This window comes from Mesorhizobium sp. B2-3-15, from assembly GCF_006442875.1.
Classification (GTDB): Bacteria; Pseudomonadota; Alphaproteobacteria; order Rhizobiales; family Rhizobiaceae; genus Mesorhizobium; species Mesorhizobium australicum.
On sequence record NZ_VFVO01000018.1, the window covers coordinates 57325 to 74623 of the forward strand.

The following is a 17299-nucleotide window of genomic DNA, read 5'->3' on the forward strand; positions in this document are numbered from 1 at the left end:
CTCGACAAGAACAAGAAGGGCGCCGCATCGCCGCGGCGCCCTTCTCGTTTGCGGATCGTCCTACGCGGCGCTGCGCGACAGCGCCCGCTGGTTGGACGCATGGATCGTGTCGCGTTCCGGCAGCGCGCCGGTCTCCAGGCAGTCGATCCATTCGGCAGTCTTGAGCACCGCGGCGAAGCGCGACTGAAGGATGATGCTCACCACGCGATGGATCTCCTCGGCCGAGGCGTAGCCGGCGCTGTTGGCGTAAGGCACCGAACCGGTCGCGTCGGACAGGAACTCGACCGCGAAGCCCATATGCACGGCATGGATGATGGTCGACAGGTCGCAATTATGCGTCATGTAGCCGACGACCGCGATCGTATCGATGGCGTTGGCGCGCAACCAGTCCTCGAGGTCGGTACCGGTGAAGGCGCTTGGCAAGTTCTTCTCGACATAATGGTCGCGGCCGCGCCTGGCGATCTCGGGATGCAGTTCGCCGCCATGGCTGCCCCGGGCGAAGATCGGCGACGTCTCGGGCGCCATCTGCTTGACGACCACGACCTTGATGCCTGCTGCCGATGCGGCATCCATGGCACGCGTCACGTTGACGACGCTGTCGCGGAACGGCGGATACTGGATCGCCAGGTTGCCGCCGTCATAGTCATTCTGGACGTCGACGACGATCAGCGCGCGGCGCGGCGCGGTGTTGGCTGGGGCAGACATGATATTTCCTTTCAGGCTTGAATGCGATGGATCGAAGATAGCCTGCTGACCGAGGCGCCAACAGTGGCCCGATTGACATCATACGAAAGAATTGGGACAATCCTCCTTCACACTGGAAACGCCCCATGACCGCTCCCATCATCGCCGTCCTCGCCTTCGACGGCATCAGTCCGTTCCATCTCTCCGTGCCGTGCCTGGTGTTCGGCGCCGACCGCACCAGGCTCGGCCTGCCGCGCTTCGACTTCCGCGTCTGCGGCGTGGAGGAAGGGCTGATCCAGACCGACGCCGGATTGAGCATCCTGGTCCCGCACGGGCTTGCCGCGCTCGAAGACGCCGATATCGTCATCATCCCGAGCTGGAAGGATCTCGGAGCGCCTGTGGCAAAACCGCTCGAGGAAGCGCTCGGCCGCGCCCACCGGCGCGGCGCGCTGATCGTGGGCCTCTGCCTCGGCACCTTTGCCCTCGCCGCCGCCGGCCTGCTTTCGGGACGGAAGGCGACCACGCATTGGGCCTATACGGATCAGTTGCAGGCTCTCCATCCCGACATTTCGGTCGATGCGGACGTGCTTTACGTCGATGACGGCGACATCGTCACCTCCGCCGGCGTCGCCGCCGGGCTTGACTGCTGCCTGCACATCGTACGCGCACGCTATGGCGCCGAGGCGGCACTGCGGCTCGCCCGGCACATCGTGCTTTCGCCGCACCGACAGGGCGGACAGGCGCAGTTCATCGAACGCCCGATAGCGCCGAGCCCAGCCGCCGACCGCTTTACCCAGGCTCTCGACATGGTGCGCGCGACATCAGGCGAACCGCACAGTCTCGACAGCGTCGCCGACGCCGCCGGTCTCACCCGCCGCACCTTTACCCGCCGTTTCCACAAGACGACAGGTACCAGCTTCGGCGACTGGCTGGCCGACCAGCGCATCGCGCTGGCGCAGAGGCTGCTGGAGACGACGGACAAGCCAATGGACATGGTCGCCTTCGAGGCCGGCTTCGGCAGCGCAACTTCCTTGCGCCAACATTTCGCCGCGCGGCTAAGGACATCACCCGCGCAATATCGGCGCGAGTTTTCCAGACGGGTCGATCAGGACGGACGGGTGGCGCTGGCCCTGTCATCGTGATCGAACGGCAAGGGCGTCGGGTCGCTGCGGTGCCCTTGCATTTCCGCTCTCCGCGGTCAGCCAACGTCTTGCGGCGAGGCCGCGCGTTTACGGCCGGTGATCATGGCGCGAACCAGATTTTCATGATGACGCAGACTGGCGAGCAGCACGCCGCCGACATGAAGTCCAATCAGCACCAGTACACCATTGCCCAGGATCTTGTGCGTATCCTCGACCCAGGCCACGCCCCACCAGGCATCGGTGGTCTGCATCCAGCCGGTGAGCGCAATTCCTGCCACGCAAGCCAGAAGCGCCAGCACCATGGCACCGCCGGCGGGGTTGTGGCCGAGATAGCGTTTTTCATCGCCATGCGCCACGTCGGCGAGATAAGAACTCACCACGCGCGGTCCACGCACAAACTGACGGAAGCGCGTGTATCCCGACCCCGCCAGACCGGCGATCAAACGCGAGGCAATCAGAACCCCGGCACTGTAGCCGGCCAGTTCATGCACCTTCATGATTTCGCCTGAAGAAAGCCACGCCACCGCGACGCAAAGGACCAGCGACCAGTGAAAGAGGCGGACGTAGGGGCTCCAGACCTCGACCGAGGCCTCTCGTGTCGACTCGGCCGAGGTTTCTCGTGTCGAAACAGTGGCGTTCATGGCCGTCAACCGTCATCGGAATCGGCACCGACCGACTCCAGCGTCTTGGGATTGAAGACGGCTTCCAGCTTCTTGCCATTGGCGTCAAGCGCCTTGGCTTCATAGCAGCCGTGTTCCGTCTTGATGCTGCGAACCTTCCAGCCTTCGCTTTCGAGCTTCTTCTGCAAGGCTTCGCGCGGCTGCCACTGGCCGGTCGGCACATCGCATTTGTCGGCGGCGAAGGCCGGTCTGGCAAAAGCCATAACCAGCGCGGTCAGGATCAAGGTCTTCATCTTATTTTCTCCATCGGCCGATTCCGATGTCGAGGACCTTGGCCGCGAAACCTGACAGCAGCCTGAACACGCATCGCATCGTGCAAAAGCCTCAGTTGGCTTTCATTCAGCTTCCTGTCAGCCTCGTGCCGCATGAAGGCGCGTGTTGCAGCGACACGGAGGCGAAGTGCGCGTTCTGTTGATCGAAGATGATCCGGTGCTGGGCGAAGCGGTGCGCGATCATATCGCTGCCGACGGCCACGCCGTGGACTGGAGCACGACGCTTGGCGGTGCCTGCGATCACCTCCGTGTAGTTTCCTATGTGCTCCTCCTGCTTGACCTGCATCTGCCCGACGGCAAGGGTCTCGAATTCCTTAAAACGCTGCGTCGTGAAGGCACCGATACGCCGGTCATCATCCTGACCGCGCGCGACCAGCTCTCAGACCGCATAGCGGGGCTGAATTCCGGGGCGGACGACTATCTGGTCAAGCCCTTCGATCTCAGCGAGTTGTCTGCACGCCTTGCCGCGGTCGCGCGCCGCTATGCCGGAAACCCCAACCCTTTGATCCGGCTCGGAGCCGTCGAAATCGACCAGGCCGCGCGCCGCGTTACCATCGACGGCACGGAGGCCATGCTGACATCGCGCGAATGGGCGGTGCTGGAGCAGTTCCTGCGCCGGCCCGGCATGACAGTCGGCAAGAACCAGATCGAGGAGGCGCTCTATGCCTTCGGCGCGGAGATCGAAAGCAACACTGTCGAAGTCTATGTCAGCCGCTTGCGCAAGAAGATCGGGCGCCAGGTCCTTACAACCGTGAGGGGGTTGGGCTACCGCCTTGCACTCCCATGAAGGTCTTCAGCAGCCTTGCCGGTCGCCTCGTGTCGTCGCTGATCCTCGTCACGGTCGCTGTTGGCCTGGTCGCCGCTGGCACCGGAAGCATCACGCTGCACCGCGAAATCAATGAAGCCATGGACAATTCGATGCAGGAGGCAGCCCGCAGACTGCTGCCGCTGGTCATCGACGATATGTTCGGGCGTGAGGCATCGCAATCGCCGCGCAGGCTGGGGGAGGCTGTTTCGGACGACGAAGGCGGCCGCCTCATCTTCCAGGTGCGGGACGCCGGCGGCCGCGTTCTCATGCATTCCCATGACGCTCCCGCGGAGCCGCTCACGGCTGAGCTCGCACAGGGCTTCTCGGAGGCAGCCGGATGGCGCATCTACACCGAGCCCGCGGTCAGCGGCACAATACTCATCCAGGTCGCCGAGCTCGATTCACGGCGCAATGAGGAAACGCTCGAAGCCGCCACCGGCTTCCTCATACCGATGGTCATTCTCATCCCGTTGAGCGCACTTGTCGCGTGGCTGACCCTGACGCGTTTCCTGAGGCCGATCGCGACACTGCGCGGCGAAATCAGCGCCCGCCACGGCGACAACCTTGCTCCGATCCGCACCGAGGACCTGCCCTCCGAACTTGCCGCCATCGCCAAGTCGGTCAACAGCCTGATGCGGCGCCTGCATATGGCGCTCGATGCTGAAAAGGAGTTCACGGCGAACGCCGCGCATGAATTGCGCACACCAATCGCTGGGGCGTTGGCACAAACGGAGCGCCTGATCGCGGAAACATCCGACGAGGCGGCAAGAAAACGCCCGCGCCAGATCAAGGCGGCTCTGTCCGACCTCGCCGGCCTGTCCGAAAAGCTGATGCAGCTGGCGCGCGCCGACGCCGGAGTAGCGATCGCCGGCAAGCCAGCCGATCTCGCTGCGGTCGCCGCATTGGTGGTCGCCGACTTCGAGCAGCACGGCCAGAACAGGGGTCGGCTTCGTCTTGAAGCGTCCGACCAAGGCAAGGCGTTGGCCGCGATCGATACGGATGCATTGGCCATTATCCTGCGCAACCTCATCGAGAACGCCTTGCGGCATGGGGCCGAGGGCGGCGAGGTTGTCGTTCGCATCACTGACGATGCCCGGCTCAGCGTGATCAACCAAGGTCCGGTGGCGTCAGCTCCCGGCGGTCTGGTCAAACGGTTCGAACGCGGTGGGACGCGTGCCGAAGGATCAGGCCTGGGACTGGCGATCGTCACCAAAATCCTGCAGCAGATCGATGCGACGCTTGTCCTGACCTCACCGGCATCCGGCCGACGGGACGGTTTTGAAGCGACGATCAGGTTCCCGCCGCGTAGTGTTAGCCCCGCCTGACCACCCGCGCCGGGTTGCCGACCACGGTCGTGTGCGCCGCCACGTCGCGCGTCACCACCGCCCCGGCGCCCTCGCCGATGCTGACGCCGCCAAGGATGACCGCGCTGCCGCCGATCCAGGCATTGTCACCGATCGTGACCGGCTTGGCGATCTCCAGCCCCGCCTGCCGCCCTGCCGCCTCCTTGTGGTGCTCGGCGCAATAGATCTGCACGCTGGGGCCAAGCAGCGTTCCCTTGCCGAGGCGCACCGGCGCGGTGTCAAGAATGGTGCAGCCGGCATTGAGGAAGGTGCCGGCGCCGAGAAAGATGTTGAAGCCGTAGGCGCAATGGAACGGCGCCTCGATGCGGGCACCCTCGCCCACGCCGCCCAGCAGTGTCCGCAGGGCCGGCCCGAGGTTCCCGCGTCGGCGAGGCGGCAGCGTATTGTGCTCGAACACCGCATCCGCGGCCACGCCGCGCAACGCGCCAAGATCGTCATCCAGGCACGTATACCATTCACCATCAGCCATTTTCGCGCGTTCGCTCTGAACCATGGCAGTGCCTCCGTTTTTTTTACATCACTGCGGACACGCCAAGGCGATGACTGACGTGAAATCCATAACCAGGATGCGCGGCCTTGTTGATTGGCGGCCGTTCGCGATCTGCTCCAGCAATGAAAATAGTTCAAGACCGATGTCGATTTCCGGGAAGCTCATTCGTCCTCGGTAGGAAGCCGAAGAAATTCGCCCAGGCAAGGAACAAATGCGATGACAATCACCATCACGGCGTTTGAACGATCGCCCGATGGCGGCAAGGGACTGGCCCGCGATACGCGTGTTCGCTGGGCGCTGGAAGAAGTGGGGCAGCCTTACGCGGTTCGTTTTGTTTCCTTCGCGGGCATGAAGGCGCCTGACCATCTGGCCATCCATCCTTTCGGCCAGATCCCCACCTATGAGGACGGTTCTCTCTCGCTGTTCGAGACCGGCTCGATCGTCTTTCATCTTGCCGAGCAGCATGCGGGCCTGCTGCCGAAGGAGCGCAACGCCCGCGCGCGAGCGATCACGTGGATGTTTGCCGCGCTGAACACCATAGAGCCGTCGATCCTCGAACTGACCACGGCAAGAATTTTCGAAGCCGACAAGCCCTGGAGCGAGGCGCGCTTGCCGCTGGTAAAGGACCGTGTTCGCGCCCGGCTGGACTGTCTCTCGGCTCATTTGGGCGTCGCGGACTGGCTCGATGATGCGTTCAGCGCCGGCGATCTACTGATGGTGTCAGTGCTGCTGCGACTGAGGATGTCAGGCATTCTGGATGAATACCAAAACCTGGCCGCCTATGTGGCGCGCGGGGAAGCTCGGCCCGCTTATATCAGGGCTTTCGCCGCGCAATTTGCGATCAACGCTCGATCAGCCAACTGACTCGCCTCGGTCCGCCGTGGCTGTGCGCTTGTGAGTCTGCGGCCTAGCCAAATATCCGGCCTATGGTAGCTTGCCGTTTCAAGGCTGTACCGGCCCGGGATCGAGGGGGATCGACCATGCTCTACATTCTTGCACTCCTGATCGGCGTCATTGCCGGCCTGCGCGCCATGACGGCACCTGCCGCCGTTGCCTGTGGCGCCTATCTCGGCTGGCTGCCGGTTGCCGGCACCTGGGCGAGCTTCATGGGCCATTGGGCGGCTGTCGGCATCTTCACCGTCCTGGCCATAGTCGAACTGGTCACCGACCAGCTGCCGTCGACGCCAAGCCGCAAGGTCCCGCAGCAGTTCGGCGCCCGCATCCTGCTCGGCGCGTTCAGCGGGGCGGTGATCGGCGCGACCAGCGGCGCCACTATCGTGTGCCTGATCGCCGGAGCGATCGGCGCGGTCATCGGCACGCTGGGTGGTGCCGAAGCGCGCGGCCGGCTGGCGGCCGTTTTCGGCAAGGATCCGCCCGCGGCCTTCATCGAGGATGCGGTGGCGATCATCGGCGGCCTGCTGATCGTGGCGGCGGTGGCATGACGGCCCAGACCTTGAACGCAAGGACCTTCGACGCCATCATCATCGGCGCTGGCCAGGCGGGGTCGCCCCTGGCGGGCCGCCTGACGGCAGCCGGTATGAGCGTGGCGCTGATCGAGCGCAAGCTGGTCGGCGGCACCTGTGTCAACACCGGCTGCATGCCGACCAAGACCATGGTCGCCAGCGCCTATGCCGCCCATCTGGCGCGGCGCGCTGCCGACTATGGCGTGACGTTCCCCGGCTCCGTCGGGGTCGATTATAGTAGGATCAAGGCGCGCAAGGACAAGGTAACCAACGACGCCCGTGGCAATCTGGAGACCTGGATCGCCGGAATGGAGCGCTGCACGCTCTATCGCGGCCATGCACGCTTCGAATCCGCCAACACGGTGCGCGTCGGTGACGACCTGTTGACCGCCGACAAGATCTTTCTCAACACCGGCGGCCGCGCCTCGGTGCCGGACCTGCCCGGCATCCACGACATCGACTATCTGACCAACTCGTCGATGATGGATCTCGACGTTTTGCCGCGCCACCTGATCGTCGTCGGCGGCAGCTACATCTCGCTCGAATTCGCGCAGATGTTCCGCCGCTTCGGTTCGGAAGTCACCGTCATCGAAAAGAGCCCGCGCCTCACCGGCCGCGAGGACGAGGACGTCTCGGCCGCCATCCTGTCGATCCTCGAAAATGAAGGGATCGCGGTCCATGTCGGCGCCGACGACATCGGCTTCGCCAAGCAGGGCGGGGACATTGCCGTGAGTTTCTCCACGGGCCAGCCGCCCGCGGTCGGCTCGCATGTGCTGCTGGCGCTGGGCCGAACGCTCAATACCGACGATCTCGGCCTCGACAAGGCGGGCGTCGAGGTCGACGGACGCGGCGCGGTTGTCGTCGACGACCAGCTGCGCACCAGCGTGCCAGGCATCTGGGCGATGGGCGACTGCAACGGCAAGGGCGCCTTCACCCACACCTCCTACAACGACTATGAGATCGTCGCCGCCAATCTGCTCGACAAGGATCCGCGCAGGATCAGCGACCGCATCGAGGCGTACGCGCTCTACATCGATCCGCCGCTCGGCCGTTGCGGCATGACCGAGACGGCGGTGAGGAAATCCGGACGTCGCGCCCTGGTCGGCCGGCGGCCGATGACCCGTGTCGGCCGCGCCGTCGAAAAGGGCGAGACGCAGGGTTTCATGAAGATCCTCGTGGACGCCGACACCAGGGAGATCCTCGGCTGCTCCGTGCTCGGTCCGGGCGGTGACGAGGCGGTGCATTGCGTGCTGGACCTGATGTACGCCAAGGCGCCGGTCGACACACTGGCGCGAGCCGTGCACATCCATCCCACCGTCTCGGAGCTGCTGCCCACCATCGCCCAGGAGCTGAAGCCGCTGGCGTGAGACTGTCAGCCGCTGCCCCTTCTGTCGTCGCCTGTGTCTTGCCGAAGGCTCCGCGATTTCACGGTCGTCATCACGCAATTATTGTTGGGGCACCGGCAGGCTTCAAGATAACGTGTCCGGCTGCAGAACTGGGACGAAGCGACATCGTTTCAGCCCTTGAAGGATCGGCCTGCGTCGGGCCGGTAGAAGAGGAGACGTCCGCTCCACGCTTTCTGCATTGCTGCATTGCGGCAATGTCTGTTGCGCCCGGCAGGGATCCTCGCGCAGTCTGAAATTGAACCGATTCAGTCTGGACCTCCCATGCCTTTGCCGATCCTTGCGCTTGCCATTGCGTCCTTCTGCATCGGCACCACCGAATTCGTCATCATGGGCCTGCTGCCCGAGGTCGCTGCCGATCTCGGCGTGACGATCCCCGCCGCCGGCCTGCTGGTTACCGGCTACGCGCTGGGGGTCGTCTTCGGCGCGCCTGTCGTGGCCATGGCTACCGCGCATTTGCCGCGCAAGCCCGTGCTGGTGGGACTTGCAGCCCTGTTCGTCGTCGGCAACCTCTTCTGCGCCATCGCGCCCAATTACTGGCTGCTGATGGCTGCGCGCGTCTTCACCGCTTTCGGCCATGGCGCCTTCTTCGGCATCGGCTCGGTCGTCGCGGCAAGCCTTGTGCCGCGCAACAAGCGCGCCAGCGCCATCGCGCTGATGTTCGCGGGCCTGACGCTCGCCAACATCCTCGGGGTTCCCGCAGGCACCGCACTCGGCGAAGCCTTCGGCTGGCGGGCCACCTTTCTGGCCGTGGTCGGCATCGGCCTGATCTCGGTCGCGGCCATCGCCTGGCTGGTGCCGTCCGACGTCACGGAACCGAGCGGCGGCGGTCTGCGCGCCGAAGTCCGTGTGCTCGGCAAGCTGCAAGTGTGGCTGGCGATGCTGATCGCGGCGCTGACCTCGGCCAGCCTGTTCGCCGTCTTCACATACATAAAGCCATACCTCACCGACGTGTCGGGCCTGTCGACCGCGGCTGTCACCTGGGTGCTGTTGCTGTTCGGCGCCGGCATGACCATCGGCAACATCATCGGCGGCAGGCTTGCCGACTGGAAACTGATGCCGACAGTGATCGCCACCTTGCTGCTGATGGCCCTGCTGTTCGTCGGCTTCATGCAGTTCGGCGCGATCGCCAGCGTTGCCATCGGCATCGTCTTCCTCTGGGGCCTGCTCATCTTCGTCGTCGTGCCACCTCTGCAGATCCGGGTCGTCGAGGCGGCTTCCGAAGGACCGAACCTTGCAGCCACGCTCAATCAAGGCGCCTTCAATGTCGGCAATGCCGGCGGCGCATGGATCGGCGGCGTGGCGCTGTCATCAGGCGTTTCCTATGCCGGTTTGCCACTGGTCGGCGCGGTGCTAGCCCTGCTGGCGGTCGCCGCTGCGGTGCTGTCGGCGGCGCTGGACAGGCGCGCGCCTGTCACGCTTCACGCTGCCGCGGAATAGGCCCTTGCGCCCATAGCGCGGCGGGCTGGACCAATCGACATCGGTACCTTCCAATGGGCATGTCTTCTCGCTTTCATGGAGAACGTCATGCAGAAATCGATCGAACGCATCGCCGGCGACAGCGACGGCGTTTCCTACGAATTCCCGGTGCTCCGCTTGGCCGGCGCCGACAAGACAGCACCTTCGGCCTACCTGCAGGCAGCGCTCCATGCCGGCGAATTGCCTGGCGTCGTCGCCGTCGATGCATTGATGCCGATGCTGAACAAGGCCGAGGCCGAGGGTCGCATCAAGGGCAACGTCACCATCGTGCCCTGGGCCAACCCGATCGGCCGCGCGCAATACCATTTCGGCGAGCACCAGGGTCGCTTTCATCTGGGCACCCGCACCAACTTCAACCGCGGCTTTCCGCTGCTGGCCGCGCCCGACGCCAGGCTCTTGCCGGACGCCACCTTTGGCGGCGCCGACCAGCGGCTGAAGTCGCGCCTGGTGCAGCTTTCGCTCGGCCATGACATCGTTCTCGACCTGCACTGCGACGATGAGGGTCTTGCCTATCTCTACGTCCACACCAGCCTGTGGCCCGGGATGGCCGATTGCGCCGCCGCCATGGGCGTCGATGCCGTGGTGCTGTGGAGCGAGGACACCGACGGCACCTTCGAGGGCGCTTCGATCATGCCCTACCAGAACGCATCGGCCGATGTGGCGAAGTTCGACAGGCGCGTCGCCACCACTGTCGAATATCGCGGCATTCTCGATGTCGACGGCGCGCTGGCCAAGTCCGACGCCGAAGGCCTCTACCGGCTGCTGGTGGCGCGCGGCGTGATATCCGACACCGCCCTGCCCGCGCCCGGCCCCTTCAAGGGCGTCGCGGCACCTCTGGAAAATATCGACATGATGCCGGCGCCCCGTGGCGGTGCGGTCCTCTACGACGTCAAGCCCGGCGACCGCGTCACCAGGGGCGCGCGGCTCGCTACCATCGTTCACGCGCCAGGCGAAGCCGATGGCCGCACGGAAGTGTTCGCGCCGCAGGACGGCATCATCCTGACCCGCCGCTCGCGCCGCATCATCCGCTCCGGCGAAGACCTGTTGAAACTGGTTGGCGACAGGAAGAGCGCCGATGCAAGGTCGGGCACGCTGGAGGATTGAGCCTGCGTCGAATCCAGTTGCGCGGCCGCCCAATCGCCGCTAAGGGAATCGCCATGAACATGCGTTCGATCAAGACCATTTGGTGGTGGGCCTGCTGACAGCGGCCTGTTCGAACGCGTGCGCGTGAAAATAGAGGGTGGCCGCAACGGAATGTCCGGGCGGCCATTTGTTTTTTAAAGCCATTCCCGGGTCCGTTGCCCAAGTAGCTGATGGAGACGGCAATGACGTTGAAGGTTCTGGAAAACGGCGCTGAAAGCTTCGCGACGGCGGGTGGCATCACCATCACCCGCGAGCGCCACGACCGCCCCTATGAAGGCGCGATCGACACTTATGTCGAGGGGCTGAACTCGCGCCGGGGCGCGGTATTTTCCTCGAACTACGAATATCCCGGCCGCTACACGCGCTGGGATACGGCCATCATCGATCCGCCGCTGGTCATCTCGGCACGCGGCCGCGCCATGCGTATCGAGGCGCTGAACGGCCGTGGCGAGGCGCTGTTGCCGGTCATCGGCAGGACACTGGGCGGCCTCGCCGAGGTCACGATCGCCGAGACCTCGAAAAAGCTGATCCGCCTCGATGTCGCCAAACCCGGCCGTGTCTTCACCGAGGAGGAACGCAGCCGCGTTCCCTCGGTCTTCACTGTGCTGCGCGCCATCACCGCGCTGTTCAAGACGGCGGAAGACGCCAATCTTGGTCTCTACGGCGCCTTCGGCTACGACCTTGCCTTCCAGTTCGACCCGGTCGACCACACGCTCGTGCGCAAGCAAAGCCAGCGCGACCTGGTGTTGTTCCTGCCCGACGAGATCCTGGTCGTCGACCACTACTCGGCCAAGGCCTGGACCGACCGTTACGACTATGCGGGCGAAGGTTTTTCGACCGAAGGCCTGCCACGCGACCAAATCGCCGAGCCGTTCAGGACCGCCGACCGCATCCCGCCACGCGGCGACCATGAGCCCGGCGAATACGCCAATCTGGTGCGCCGCGCGATGGACTCGTTCAAGCGTGGCGACCTGTTCGAGGTCGTCCCCGGTCAGATGTTCTACGAGCGCTGCGAGACCCAGCCCTCCGAGATTTCGCGCAAGCTGAAGTCCATCAACCCGTCGCCCTATTCCTTCTTCATCAACCTGGGCGAGAACGAATATCTGATCGGTGCGTCGCCGGAGATGTTCGTGCGCGTCAACGGCCGCCGCGTCGAGACCTGTCCGATCTCCGGCACCATCAAACGCGGCGACGACGCCATTTCCGATAGCGAGCAGATCCTGAAGCTGCTCAATTCGAAGAAGGACGAATCCGAGCTCACAATGTGCTCGGACGTCGATCGCAACGACAAGTCCAGGGTCTGCGAGCCGGGTTCTGTACGCGTCATCGGCCGCCGCCAGATCGAGATGTATTCGCGCCTGATCCACACGGTCGACCACATCGAGGGCCGCTTGCGTGAAGGCATGGACGCTTTCGACGCGTTTCTCTCGCACGCCTGGGCGGTCACCGTCACCGGCGCACCGAAACTGTGGGCCATGCGCTTCATCGAGCAGAACGAGAAAAGCCCGCGCGCCTGGTATGGCGGCGCGATCGGCATGGTCAACTTCAACGGCGACATGAATACCGGCCTTACCTTGCGCACCATCCGCATCAAGGACGGCATCGCCGAGGTTCGTGCCGGCGCTACATTGCTCTTCGACAGCATTCCAGAGGAAGAAGAAGCTGAAACCGAACTGAAGGCATCCGCCATGCTCTCCGCGATCCGCGACGCCAAGACGGGCAATTCGACCAGCACCGAGCGCACCACGGCGCGCGTCGGCGACGGCGTCAACATCCTTTTGGTCGACCACGAGGATTCCTTCGTCCATACGCTGGCCAACTACTTCCGCCAGACCGGCGCCAATGTCTCGACCGTGCGCTCGCCGGTGCCGGAGGAAATCTTCGACCGGCTGAAGCCCGACCTCGTCGTGCTGTCACCCGGACCCGGCACGCCGAAGGACTTCGACTGCGCCGCGACCATCAAAAAGGCGCGCGCGCGCGACCTGCCCATCTTCGGGGTGTGCCTCGGCCTGCAGGCACTGGCGGAAGCCTATGGCGGAGAACTCAGGCAGTTGCACATTCCCATGCACGGCAAGCCGTCGCGTATCCGCGTCTCGAAGCCGGGCATCATCTTCTCCGGCCTGCCCAAGGAAGTCACCGTCGGCCGCTACCACTCGATCTTCGCCGATCCGGTACGCCTGCCCGACGATTTCATGGTTACGGCCGAGACGGAAGACGGCGTCATCATGGCCTTCGAGCACCGCAAGGAGCCGATCGCCGCGGTCCAGTTCCACCCGGAATCGATCATGACGCTCGGCCACAATGCCGGCATGCGCATCATCGAGAACATCGTCGCGCATTTGCCGCGAAAGGCCAAGGAAAAGGCAGCCTGACGCCAATGGCCGAAGCCGAGAACACGATGGCGATCGCAGCCAGGGCGGCCGCGAAGCGCAAGGTCGCCAACCTTGCCTTCTGGTCGATCGTGGTCGCTTTTGTCGTGCTCGCGCTGAAAGCCGCCGCCTGGTACGTGACCGGCTCCGTCGCGCTCTATTCGGACGCGCTGGAATCGATCGTCAATGTCATCGCGTCGATTGCCGCTTTCTGGGCGATCCAGGTCAGCCACAAGCCGGCCGACCAGGACCACCCCTTCGGCCATCACAAGGCCGAGTATTTCTCCGCCGTGCTGGAAGGCGTGCTGATCGTGCTCGCCGCGCTTTTGATTCTGAACGAAGTCTGGCGCTCCTGGCAGGCCCCGGCGCCGCTCGAACAGCCTTGGAAAGGCCTTGCCGTCAACGGCGTCGCCACCGTCATCAACGCCTTCTGGGCCTGGATGCTGATCCGCACGGGCCGGGCGGAGAAATCGCCGGCGCTGGTCGCTGACGGCAATCACATCATGACCGATGTGGTGACGTCGGTCGGCGTCTTCGGCGGCCTCGTCGGAGCGATCCTGACCGGCTGGCAGATCCTCGACCCGGCATTGGCCGTTATCGTCGCGCTCAACATCCTGTGGCAGGGCTGGCATGTCATCGGCTCGTCGATGAACGGCCTGATGGACCGGGCCGTCGACACGGCGGAGCACATGCGCATTCGCGACATCATCTCGGCCAATTGCAAGGGCGCCATGGAGGTGCACGACCTCAAGACCCGCATCGCCGGCCGCGCCACCTTCATCGAGTTCCATCTGGTCGTCGACGCCGACATGTCGGTCGGCGCCAGCCATGTCATCTGCGATCGCATCGAAGACGCGCTGAAGGCCGAACTCCCCTCGGTGCGGGTGACCATCCATGTCGAGCCCGACGACGAAGCCAAGCTGCCCAAGGGCACGACCGCGGTGCCGTTCGCCTGAGGCGGGTCACTGTCGCTGAGCTTGGAAGAGCAATTCCAAGAAAGCGTGAGCGGCTTTCCGTCCGGAATTGCGTAAAAACAAAGAGCTAACCGGAGTTTCTCGACTTCGTCATCCTTGGGCGAAGCAGGAGCGCAGCTCCGTAGCGGCGACCCAAGGATGACGAAACGCTGGTTACGGCGCGCAGGCGGATTGTGGCATTGGCTCCAGCCGATAGACCTTGTCGTCGGACATCGTCTTGCCGTCGGCCGCCTTCGAGCACAGGTCGACGACCGCCAGGCTGCTGTTGGGGTTGGCAAGCGTGATGGCGCCGTTGGCACCACGCTTGAGGAAGATTTCCTTTTGCGCGATGTCGCAGGAGAAATTGCTCGTCTTCGAACTCGCGGCACAACGCCATTGATCGGCCTCGCCCTGGCATGAATAAGTCTGCGTGACCTTGGCTCCCTTCTGCCGCGTCGTGACCGAGACCACGATGTCGGCGCCGTCGGGCCAGCTCGCGGCGTCGCCTCCCGAGGCGAAGGACGCCAGTTCGACCGGTCCTCGAAACACCCGGATCGACTGCGTCAGTTGCTCGGGATGCGAACTCATATGCGCAGCGTCATAGTCGCGCCCGTAGCAGAAGGCCTGGTCGGGTTTGAGCCGCTCGCGAAGCGGCGGCCCGAGCGCCGGGTCGATCGGATCGATGCGGGCGAATTCAGCCTTGCAGGTCGCCGCCGGCATCGGATCGAGGCGGAAATTGTCGTCTTCCTTGCCAAGCGCCTGCCTGTCGTATTCAGCCGCGCCGAGTTCTTCTTCCGAACCGGCGTCGAGGTAGATATCGGACGACAGGTCCGACAGGATCAGCCGACCCTTGCCGTCGACCTTCAGCGACGCCAGCGTACGGTCGCAGTCCATGCCGCAACGGATCGGGCCCGATTTGCCATCCTCGGACTCGTGATTGCACCAGCCTCCGGCCCATTCCGGCGCCTTGGCGCCACGCACCGTGGTGGTGAGGAACCCATTGTAGGAAGTATCGGAATTCGCGTTCGGTTCCTCATTCGGACGGCTGACCGGATCACGGCCGTAGTAGAAGAAAATCCGCGTCACCTTCTGCTTCGGACGCGCCTTGAGGTGCGCCGCGTCATAGACCCGGCCGAAACAGGCGTCCGCCCCGTTGGGGCTGAGTTCGGTGAGTTTGAGCGCATTGTCGGCAAAAGCAGAACCCACAAGTCCGCCAAGCAGTGCGGCGCCAAATCCGGCGCTGGCAAACGTCTTCCATTCCCTGAACGCCATGTGCCCCTCTCCGCATCGACAGGACGTAACGTCAATTTATGCTAGTATTGCGGCCGCGGCCACGCAAATCGCGCTGAGCCGGCAAGCCAGGGAGGCACGCCATGCGCCGACGTGACATGTTCCACGCGGCTCTCGCCGGAGCCGGGACGCTTCTAGGCCTGCGGGCGGTGCAGGCGGCAACCACCGAGCCTGCCAGGCTGAAGGTCGCCTATCACCTCAGCGACCTCGACAAGGTCAATTTCGTGCTCGGCAACATCAAGAACCACTATGAGGGCACGGGCGGCAACGTCGATATCGCGCTGGTCGTGCATGGTCCGGCGCTTGCCGGCTTCAAGTCGAAGGGCATATCGGCGGCGGTTTCGGGGCGCTTTACCGGTCTTGTCCAGCAAGGGCTCGACCCGCATGCCTGCGGCAACACCATGCACGGCATGGATATTACGCTCGCCGATTTGCTCGACGGCTTCCATGCCGCCGACAGGGGTGGCGTCGTCAAGCTCGCCGAACTGCAAAGCCAGGGCTATGTCTATCTCAGGCCTTGAAGCGGCACTGACTTGAATGCAAGGGTGGCAAGACCCGCCAAGAATCTCGGAAATCCCCCGGAGGAACAGCAGTGCCAGAGACAGCCCTTGGTCTTGTCATCCCCGATCTCGTCGGCAAGGCGGTGCTGGTCACCGGCGCCTCGACCGGCATCGGCGCGGCGCTCGCGCTCGCTTATGCCGGGCAGGAATGCAAGGTGGCGCTGCACTACAATTCCAGCCGCGACGCCGCCGAGAAACTCGGCCAGGCCATCCGCGACGGCGGCGGTGAGGTGTTCCTCGTCCAAGGCGACTTTTCTCTCCCTGCCGATGTCGAACGCGTCGTCGAGGACAGCGCGCGGCATTTCGGCCGGCTCGACGGGCTGGTTAACAATGCCGGCGGCATGCTTGGCCGCGTGCCCTACGCCGAGCAGACCGAGGCGCATTACGACGCGGTGATGGACCTCAACGCACGCTCGGTGCTGACCGCCTCGCGTAAGGCGATCCCGTGGCTGAAAAAACAGGGCGGCTTCATCGTCAACACCTCGTCGATCGCCGCGCGCAACGGGGCGGGCGGCGGCGCCGGCCTTTACGGCTCGGCCAAGGCCTTCGTCTCCAACGTGACGCGCGGCATGGCCAAGGAACTGATCGGCTTCGGCATCCGCGTCAACGCCGTGGCGCCGGGCACCATCCTCACCCCCTTCCACGAACGCTATTCGACCGACGAGCAGATGAAGGGCATGGTCGCCACCATCCCGCAGGGCCGTGCCGGCACGGCGCAAGATTGCGTCGGCGCCTATCTGTTCCTCTCATCGGACCTGTTGAGCGGCTACGTCACCGGCCAGGTGATCGAAGTCAATGGCGGCCAGTTGATGCCTTGACCGGCGACCGGCATACTGGACACACTCCTTTCGCGCCAACCCAGGGGGAGACGAGGACATGTATGGACTGATCGGCAAGATGCGGGCGGCGCGTGGCCAACGCGACGCAGTCATGACCGTGCTGCGTGAGAGCACTGGCGCCCTGCCCGGCTGCCTGAGCTATATCATCGCCACCGATCCGGCCGATGCCGACGCGATCTGGGTGACCGAGGTGTGGACCGATCAGGCGAGCCACAAGGCCTCGCTGCAGCTTCCCGAAGTCCAGGCGGCGATCGCCAAGGCGCGCCCCTTCATCGGCGGCTTCGAATTCCAGGTGGAAACGCATCCGGTGGGCGGCTTCGGCTTGGCTGAAGCCAAAACGGGCTAAGGCGGGCGCCCGAG

At 64.4% G+C, this 17299-nt stretch carries 19 protein-coding genes; 13 read left to right on the forward strand and 6 right to left on the reverse strand.

The annotated features are described in order from the left end of the window. Positions 1-60 precede the first annotated feature (60 nt). Positions 61-705 carry a cysteine hydrolase family protein gene (locus tag FJ954_RS28775; protein ID WP_140665139.1) on the reverse strand — a complete coding sequence of 215 codons (645 nt, stop codon included), beginning with the start codon at positions 703-705 and terminating at the stop codon, positions 61-63. A gap of 125 nt (positions 706-830) precedes the next feature. On the opposite strand from FJ954_RS28775, the gene FJ954_RS28780 reads away from it, so the two are divergent. Next, positions 831-1826, forward strand: coding sequence for a helix-turn-helix domain-containing protein (locus FJ954_RS28780; RefSeq protein ID WP_140665141.1), 996 nt, complete (start codon positions 831-833; stop codon positions 1824-1826). 56 nt (positions 1827-1882) lie between these two features. Here the strand turns inward: FJ954_RS28780 and FJ954_RS28785 are convergent, their stop codons facing one another. Beyond that, complete coding sequence (locus FJ954_RS28785; protein ID WP_140665144.1) at positions 1883-2467, reverse strand: cytochrome b/b6 domain-containing protein; 585 nt, start codon at positions 2465-2467, stop codon at positions 1883-1885. A 5-nt stretch (positions 2468-2472) separates the two neighbouring features. Beyond that, complete coding sequence (locus tag FJ954_RS28790) at positions 2473-2739, reverse strand: PepSY domain-containing protein (protein WP_140665146.1); 267 nt, start codon at positions 2737-2739, stop codon at positions 2473-2475. 166 nt (positions 2740-2905) lie between these two features. Here FJ954_RS28790 and FJ954_RS28795 point away from each other — a divergent pair, with 166 nt between their 5' ends. Continuing rightward, on the forward strand, positions 2906-3565 hold the full coding sequence (locus FJ954_RS28795) for a response regulator (RefSeq protein ID WP_140665149.1): 660 nt from the start codon (positions 2906-2908) through the stop codon (positions 3563-3565). Then, positions 3562-4911, forward strand: coding sequence for an ATP-binding protein (locus FJ954_RS28800; RefSeq protein WP_140665152.1), 1350 nt, complete (start codon positions 3562-3564; stop codon positions 4909-4911). Before FJ954_RS28795 ends, FJ954_RS28800 begins: the two co-directional genes overlap by 4 nt. On the opposite strand, the gene FJ954_RS28805 is transcribed toward FJ954_RS28800, so the two are convergent. Continuing rightward, entirely contained in the window at positions 4898-5443 is a 546-nt protein-coding gene (locus FJ954_RS28805; RefSeq protein WP_140665154.1) for a sugar O-acetyltransferase, read from the reverse strand. The genes FJ954_RS28800 and FJ954_RS28805 overlap by 14 nt on opposite strands. Positions 5444-5467: 24 nt before the next feature. Next, entirely contained in the window at positions 5468-5605 is a 138-nt protein-coding gene (locus FJ954_RS31760) for a hypothetical protein (RefSeq protein ID WP_181177940.1), read from the reverse strand. A 51-nt stretch (positions 5606-5656) separates the two neighbouring features. On the opposite strand from FJ954_RS31760, the gene FJ954_RS28810 reads away from it, so the two are divergent. The 7 genes from FJ954_RS28810 to FJ954_RS28840 all read left to right on the forward strand — a co-directional run bounded on the left by FJ954_RS28810 (position 5657) and on the right by FJ954_RS28840 (position 14253). Then, positions 5657-6304 (forward strand): glutathione S-transferase family protein, encoded by a 648-nt coding sequence (locus FJ954_RS28810; RefSeq protein WP_140665157.1) that lies wholly within the window; start codon positions 5657-5659, stop codon positions 6302-6304. A gap of 116 nt (positions 6305-6420) precedes the next feature. After that, positions 6421-6882: a DUF4126 domain-containing protein gene (locus FJ954_RS28815; RefSeq protein ID WP_140665160.1), complete on the forward strand. Its 462-nt coding sequence runs from the start codon at positions 6421-6423 to the stop codon at positions 6880-6882. A gap of 11 nt (positions 6883-6893) precedes the next feature. After that, entirely contained in the window at positions 6894-8270 is a 1377-nt protein-coding gene (locus FJ954_RS28820) for an FAD-containing oxidoreductase (RefSeq protein ID WP_140665253.1), read from the forward strand. A 300-nt stretch (positions 8271-8570) separates the two neighbouring features. After that, entirely contained in the window at positions 8571-9746 is a 1176-nt protein-coding gene (locus FJ954_RS28825) for an MFS transporter (protein WP_140665162.1), read from the forward strand. Positions 9747-9833: 87 nt separating this feature from the next. Further along, the gene (locus FJ954_RS28830) at positions 9834-10889 is read left to right on the forward strand and encodes a succinylglutamate desuccinylase/aspartoacylase family protein (protein ID WP_140665165.1); all 1056 of its coding nucleotides are present in this window, start codon (positions 9834-9836) and stop codon (positions 10887-10889) included. Between the two features lie 221 nt (positions 10890-11110). Beyond that, positions 11111-13300 carry an anthranilate synthase gene (locus FJ954_RS28835; RefSeq protein WP_140665167.1) on the forward strand — a complete coding sequence of 730 codons (2190 nt, stop codon included), beginning with the start codon at positions 11111-11113 and terminating at the stop codon, positions 13298-13300. 5 nt (positions 13301-13305) lie between these two features. Then, positions 13306-14253, forward strand: coding sequence for a cation diffusion facilitator family transporter (locus tag FJ954_RS28840; protein ID WP_140617656.1), 948 nt, complete (start codon positions 13306-13308; stop codon positions 14251-14253). 171 nt (positions 14254-14424) lie between these two features. On the opposite strand, the gene FJ954_RS28845 is transcribed toward FJ954_RS28840, so the two are convergent. After that, positions 14425-15522 (reverse strand): hypothetical protein, encoded by a 1098-nt coding sequence (locus FJ954_RS28845; RefSeq protein WP_140665170.1) that lies wholly within the window; start codon positions 15520-15522, stop codon positions 14425-14427. Positions 15523-15623: 101 nt separating this feature from the next. Here FJ954_RS28845 and FJ954_RS28850 point away from each other — a divergent pair, with 101 nt between their 5' ends. From FJ954_RS28850 to FJ954_RS28860, 3 genes are all read left to right on the forward strand, one after another. Further along, on the forward strand, positions 15624-16061 hold the full coding sequence (locus FJ954_RS28850) for a DsrE family protein (RefSeq protein ID WP_140617654.1): 438 nt from the start codon (positions 15624-15626) through the stop codon (positions 16059-16061). Positions 16062-16132: 71 nt separating this feature from the next. Beyond that, the gene (locus FJ954_RS28855) at positions 16133-16918 is read left to right on the forward strand and encodes an SDR family oxidoreductase (RefSeq protein ID WP_140665172.1); all 786 of its coding nucleotides are present in this window, start codon (positions 16133-16135) and stop codon (positions 16916-16918) included. Positions 16919-16976: 58 nt separating this feature from the next. After that, entirely contained in the window at positions 16977-17285 is a 309-nt protein-coding gene (locus FJ954_RS28860; protein WP_023770344.1) for a putative quinol monooxygenase, read from the forward strand. Positions 17286-17299: the final 14 nt, after the last annotated feature.